This window comes from Pseudohaemophilus parahaemolyticus (assembly GCF_938021905.1).
Lineage (GTDB): Bacteria > Pseudomonadota > Gammaproteobacteria > Enterobacterales > Pasteurellaceae > Haemophilus_A > Haemophilus_A parahaemolyticus_B.
In genome coordinates this window covers 1-5962 of record NZ_CALIFA010000038.1, presented here as the reverse complement: position 1 = coordinate 5962, position 5962 = coordinate 1, and the positions used below count along the sequence as shown (strand labels likewise).

The following is a 5962-nucleotide window of genomic DNA, read 5'->3' as shown; positions in this document are numbered from 1 at the left end:
TAATCGGGCTTCCGTTATGTTTGCCGTTTCTGTATGTCATTTTACGTGCGACAGAAGTGGGATTAACGCGAAGTGTTGAACTATTGTTTCGCCCTCGAATAGCTGAATTATTAAGCAACACAATGCTTTTAATGGTTTGTGTCACTATTGGTGCTATTTCACTTGGTACGCTTTGTGCTTTTTTACTTGAACGCTGCCGTTTTTTCGGCAAAGCCTTTTTTGAAGTAGCAATGAGCTTGCCTCTCTGTATTCCAGCCTTTGTCAGTTGCTTTACGTGGATTAGCCTAACCTTTCGGGTGGAAGGCTTTTGGGGCACGATTGGCATTATGATGCTCAGTTCTTTTCCGCTGGCTTATCTACCTGTTTCTGCGACTTTAAAGAGACTCGATCGTTCGTTAGAAGAAATCAGTCTTTCTCTTGGTAAAAGCCCAACTTATACCTTCTGGCATGCCATTTTCCCGCAACTTAAACCTGCCATTGGCAGCAGTATATTACTGATTGCCTTACATATGTTGGTTGAATTTGGTGCAGTGTCGATTCTCAATTATGAAACCTTTACTACCGCGATTTTTCAAGAGTATGAAATGTCGTTTAATAACAGCTCGGCAGCCTTGCTTTCTGCAGTGTTAATGGCAATTTGTGTTATTATTGTGTTCGGTGAAATCTTTTTTCGAGGTAAACAAACACTGTACAACAGCGGTAAAGGCGTTACACGACCTTATCCCGTTAAAAAGCTTTCATTCGGCAAACAATGTGTCACTTTTGCGTTCTTTTCCTGCATTTTTATGTTGAGCATCGGTGTTCCTCTAGTGATGTTGATCTACTGGCTGATTGTAGGAAATTCACGCGAAAGAGCGTTCGATTTTTCGGAATTTTTTGCAGCTTTTAGCCATTCATTGACAATTTCAGGCTTGGGTGCATTGCTTACCGTGATTTGTGCACTGCCGCTGGTTTGGGCTGCCGTTCGTTATAGTAGTAAATTAACTATCTGGATTGACCGCCTACCTTATTTGCTTCACGCTGTGCCAGGCTTGGTGATCGCGTTATCGCTGGTTTATTTTACGATAAACTACGCCAATGCCATTTATCAAACTTTCTTGGTAGTGATTGTTGCTTATTTTATGCTCTATCTGCCGATGGCTCAAACTACGCTTCGTGCTGCTTTGGAGCAACTTTCCGATAATATTGAAAAAGTTGGGCAAAGCCTTGGGAGGAGTCCGCTTTATATTTTCCGAACGCTTACTCTGCCTGCGATGCTACCTGGGATTGCTGCCGCCTTTGCATTGGTCTTTTTAAATTTGATGAAAGAGCTGACTGCCACACTTTTGCTTACACCGAATGACATCAAAACCTTATCTACTGCGGTGTGGGAATATACCAGCGATGCTCAATATGCTGCTGCTACACCTTATGCGTTGATGTTGGTGCTTTTTTCGGGTATTCCTGTGTTTTTGTTAAAAAAATATGCATTTAAATAGAATGAAAGAGACATTACTCACCATCAAAAATCTAAATAAATTTTTTGGCGAACAGCAAGTTTTGAACGATATTTCTCTGACCTTAGCACGGGGTGAAATGCTCTTTTTGCTCGGTGCTTCTGGCTGTGGAAAAACCACGCTGTTGCGTGCTATTGCTGGCTTTGAGCAGCCGACCAACGGAGAAATTTGGCTCAAAGAGCGGTTAATTTTTGGCGAGAATTGCAATCTACCAACGCAACAACGCCATCTCGGTTATGTGGTGCAAGAGGGCGTGCTGTTCCCTCATCTAAATGTGTATCGCAATATTGCTTATGGCTTGGGAAATGGCAAGGGCAAGACCATAGAAGAGCGTGCCCGTATCGAACAAGCGATGAAACTAACGGGTATCAGCGAATTAGCCGAACGCTTCCCGCATCAACTTTCTGGCGGGCAACAACAACGTGTCGCTCTTGCACGAGCACTTGCCCCCAGCCCAGAATTAATTTTACTGGACGAACCGTTTAGTGCCTTGGACGAACATCTCCGCCAACAGATTCGCCAAGAGATGCTTCAAGCACTTCGACAAAGCGGTGCTTCCGCCATCTTTGTTACCCACGACCGTGATGAAGCCTTACGCTGCGCTGATAAAATCGCCATTATTCAGCAAGGTAAAATTTTACAAATTGACACACCTTGCTCGCTTTATTGGTCGCCTAATCATCTTGAAACAGCAAAATTTATAGGCGAAAGCATTGTCTTACCTGCCCATAGGGTTGATAAAAATATGGTGCAATGCCAGTTTGGATGTGTGCCTATTCAGCCTACGGATAGTGATGCGACAAGCGGTCAAATTTTGCTTCGTCCAGAACAATTCAGCTTGGTCGATATTTCGCAAAATAGTACCGCTTGTACGGTCTCGACTTTTGAGGCTATCGTGCAAAACATTGAGTTTAGAGGCAGAACGACCGCTGTCCAAATTGCGATAAATCACCATGAAATTTGGATTGAAATGGGTTATATGCCAGAGCTTAAGATTGGAGAAAGGATTGATGTGTATTTGCAGGGAAGTGGAAGGTTTTATGCAGAGTAAGCGGTAAATTACAAATTCAATTGTAAACTTCACCGCTTGTTATCTGGTTATTGATATTCAAAAATCACGCGTGGGGTAAGTTTGGTTATCAGCTCATAGCTAATCACGCCAATGTGTTCAGCGATTTCTTCAATGAGTAAGTCTTTGCCCCAGAATATCGCTTCATCGCCTACTTTATCTTGGCTATCAGCACCAAGATCGACCGTAAGCATATCCATTGAAACGCGTCCGACAATCGGTACTTTGCGACCGTTAATCAGTACAGGAGTCCCTTCAGGTGCATTACGAGGGTAGCCATCGCCATAGCCCATCGCGATAACGCCAAGTTTAGTGTCTTTCGAGCTAACCCAAGTGCCACCATAGCCAACAGGTTCGCCCGCTTTGTGCGTACGGACGGCAATGAGAGAAGAGGAAAGTGTCATCACGGGTTGGAAACCAAGATGAGTGATGGGTTCGTAATGGGGGGAAATGCCATGCATAATAATGCCTGGGCGTACCCATTCGTAATGTGCTTGCTTCCAATAGAGAATACCACTAGAAGCGGAAATACTGCGAGCATGTTCTGGGTAAGATTGAGTGGCTTGTTCAAAGGTAGCGATTTGTTTTTCGGTGTAGCCGCAATCTAATTCATCGGCACGGCTGAAATGGCTGACAAAGCTGATGCTTTCAACTAACGGGCATTTTTTAAGACGTTGATAAAACTCATCCACTTGTTCAGGATGCACACCTAGTCGGTGCATTCCTGTATCAATTTTTAACCAAATATTGATCGGAAAATAGATCTTAGTTTTGCGTTTCCAAAAGCCTTTTTGTTGCTCCTCTTCCCATTCTTTGGCGACTTGCTCTAGCAATTCGAGCTGTTCATAGCAGTGAATCACGCTGTCAAAGCGGCGCGAAAGGGTTTTAAGCAACTCTTCACGATCAAAAAAACCTTCAACTAATAAAATTTTGCCTGTGTAGCCTGTTTCTTGAATTTCGAGTGCTTCACGCAGCCGTGCAACACCAAAGCCATCTACTTGGTCGGCTAGAATGTGAGCAGCAGGAAGAAGACCTTGCCCATAGGCATTGGCTTTGATCATAGCAAGTAGTTTTTGATGAGGTGCGAAGGATTTTATGAGCTGAATGTTGTGGCGAAGTGCCGCACTATTGATGGTTGCAATGGCTGGTTTCATCTTGTTTTTATCACTTCAAAAATAAAAGCATTATACGCTCGAACTTCATTTCTGGACAAGGGATTGCAAAAATTAGATAATTTAACCACTCATTTTCAACGGATTACCGCAATGCTAACCCTTCTTCATACGCTTAAAGAGCAAAAAATCATTTCAGAAATCAATTATCAATTTGCTAAATTGATTGATCGTAAACAGCAAGGTTACAACTACTCGTCATTACAACAGAATTTGGCGGTGTTTTTAGCGGCTCTTGTTTCGTTTAATGTGATGCAAGGGCATAGTGCAGTGCGATTAAGTTCGAATGCGGTAAAAAATCCGTTTGGCTTGCGAGAGTATAATCCAGAGCAGGCAATATGGTTGGCAGCGATTTCGCAAAAGATTGAGCAAAGTTTACCGCTTGAATGGCAAGAAATTTTGGCTGATCACATTGCTTTTAGTCGCGATGTAACTCAAGTTGCCCCAATGCTGTTTCAAGGCGAGTTAATCTATTTTTATCGCTATTGGCAAGCGGAACATCAGATTGCTCGTTACCTGCAACAAGCGGTTGAAACAGAGACAGAAAATGCAAATGTGGAAGAAGAGCGTGAGATTTTGGAACGATTGTTTGGTGCTACTCAAACAGACGAAATTGATTGGCAAAAAGTGGCAGTTGCAACGGCACTGTGTAAACGTTTTTGCGTGATTTCTGGCGGACCAGGTACAGGGAAAACCAGAACGGTAGCTCGCTTGTTGGCAGCATTGCAATTAAAACAAGAAGCAGAAAATAAGAGCTTACTGAATATTGCGTTGGTTGCTCCAACAGGGAAAGCGGCTGCTCGCTTAAAAGAATCAATTATTGCGAACTTGGATGAGCTAAATTTACCGCTAGTGATGAAAGAGAAGATGGAAATTAATGCTTCGACAATTCACCGTTTGCTGGGAATGCGTCCGCAAAGTGATCAGCCCATCTATCACCAGAAAAATCCACTACATTTGGATCTTTTAGTCGTTGATGAAGCTTCGATGATTGATTTATTTTTAATGGAAAAATTGACGAGTGCACTCAAGCCAAGTACACGCTTGATTATGTTGGGTGATAAAGATCAGCTTGCTTCTGTTGAGGCTGGGGCGATTATGGCTCAACTTGGCTATTTTATTACGCAAGGTTACAGCCAAGCACATACCGATTATGTGGCTTCAGTAACGGGGTATCAATTAACGGCTCAATCTGACGGCTTAGCGATTCGTGATTCGCTTTGTCATTTACGTAAAAGTTTTCGTTTTGATGAAAATTCGGGCATTGGTTTATTGGCAAAAGAAGTGAATGCACAACAAGCGGTAAAATCTTGGCAAACTATTGCAAATAGTCAGTATGAGGACTTGGAATATGTAGCATATCCAACGGTTACTGAATTTACTGAGAAAAGCCAGTGGATACAACATTGTGCGGATTTGGTGGTACAAAAAGCGGTGGAGTTATATCGCGATTATTTGCAAAAAGCAAAGGTAAGAGAACGCCAGCCTGAATCTGTTTCTATTGAAGAGATATTTAAGGCGTTTCAAAAAGTTCGATTTTTGGCAGCGTTGCGTGTGAGTGAGTTAGGAGCAAATCGATTAAATCAATTGGTTGCGGAGGCATTGCAAAAAGCGAAGTTAGTAAAATTTGGGCATTCACGAGACAGTTATGTTGGAAAGCCGATTTTGATTACCGAAAATGCACCCCAACATCATATATATAGTGGTGATATTGGTCTTATTCTGACAGATGAAACTGGTGCATTACGGGTTTATTTTGATACGAAAGTAAATGGTGATTATTTAAGTTTGTCGATTAGCCGAGTGCCAGCGTATGAAGCTGCTTATATAATGACGGTTCATAAATCACAAGGTTCAGAATTTGAACATTCTTTATTTGTGATGCCATTGGCTAGTTCACTAGTATTAACGAAAGAATTGGTGTATACGGCAATTACGCGTGCGAAAGAAAAATTTACGTTATTTGGCGAGGAAAAAACGTGGATGACAAGTATAAAAGCAAAAGTGCAGCGCCAAAGTGGATTGCAAGAGCAGTTAATCGACATTTTTAGCTAGAGTTTTATTCTAATTGTATTAAATGTGTTCTCTCGATTAAAAAATCAAGATTTTTTGCAAAAAGTGCTTGCACGGTTTTAATTTTTCTCTATAATGCACCTCACACAACGACGCGCTGTTGTGAATGATTTAGATTGATATGCAGTGCGTCGTTTCTTTTTGTTCTTTAA

General features: G+C 42.0%; 4 protein-coding genes. 3 read left to right on the top strand and 1 reads right to left on the bottom strand.

The annotated features are described in order from the left end of the window. Positions 1 to 2 precede the first annotated feature (2 nt). On the top strand, positions 3 to 1478 hold the full coding sequence (locus QMF79_RS03740) for an ABC transporter permease (protein ID WP_281772825.1): 1476 nt from the start codon (positions 3 to 5) through the stop codon (positions 1476 to 1478). Then, positions 1465 to 2547, top strand: a complete 1083-nt coding sequence (locus tag QMF79_RS03735; RefSeq protein WP_281772824.1) for an ABC transporter ATP-binding protein — start codon at positions 1465 to 1467, stop codon at positions 2545 to 2547. Before QMF79_RS03740 ends, QMF79_RS03735 begins: the two co-directional genes overlap by 14 nt. Before the next feature lie 47 nt (positions 2548 to 2594). On the opposite strand, the gene alr is transcribed toward QMF79_RS03735, so the two are convergent. Continuing rightward, positions 2595 to 3719, bottom strand: a complete 1125-nt coding sequence (alr, locus tag QMF79_RS03730; protein ID WP_281772823.1) for an alanine racemase — start codon at positions 3717 to 3719, stop codon at positions 2595 to 2597. A 111-nt stretch (positions 3720 to 3830) separates the two neighbouring features. Here alr and recD point away from each other — a divergent pair, with 111 nt between their 5' ends. Continuing rightward, on the top strand, positions 3831 to 5792 hold the full coding sequence (gene recD / locus QMF79_RS03725) for an exodeoxyribonuclease V subunit alpha (protein ID WP_281772826.1): 1962 nt from the start codon (positions 3831 to 3833) through the stop codon (positions 5790 to 5792). The last annotated feature ends 170 nt before the right edge of the window (positions 5793 to 5962 follow it).

What these genes read in the sequence shown, in the direction of transcription:
- QMF79_RS03735 (WP_281772824.1), top strand. Translation starts at nt 1,465, where the DNA reads ATGCATTTAAATAGAATGAAAGAGACATTACTCACCATCAAAAATCTA.
- alr (WP_281772823.1), bottom strand. Translation starts at nt 3,719, where the DNA reads ATGAAACCAGCCATTGCAACCATCAATAGTGCGGCACTTCGCCACAAC.
- recD (WP_281772826.1), top strand. Translation starts at nt 3,831, where the DNA reads ATGCTAACCCTTCTTCATACGCTTAAAGAGCAAAAAATCATTTCAGAA.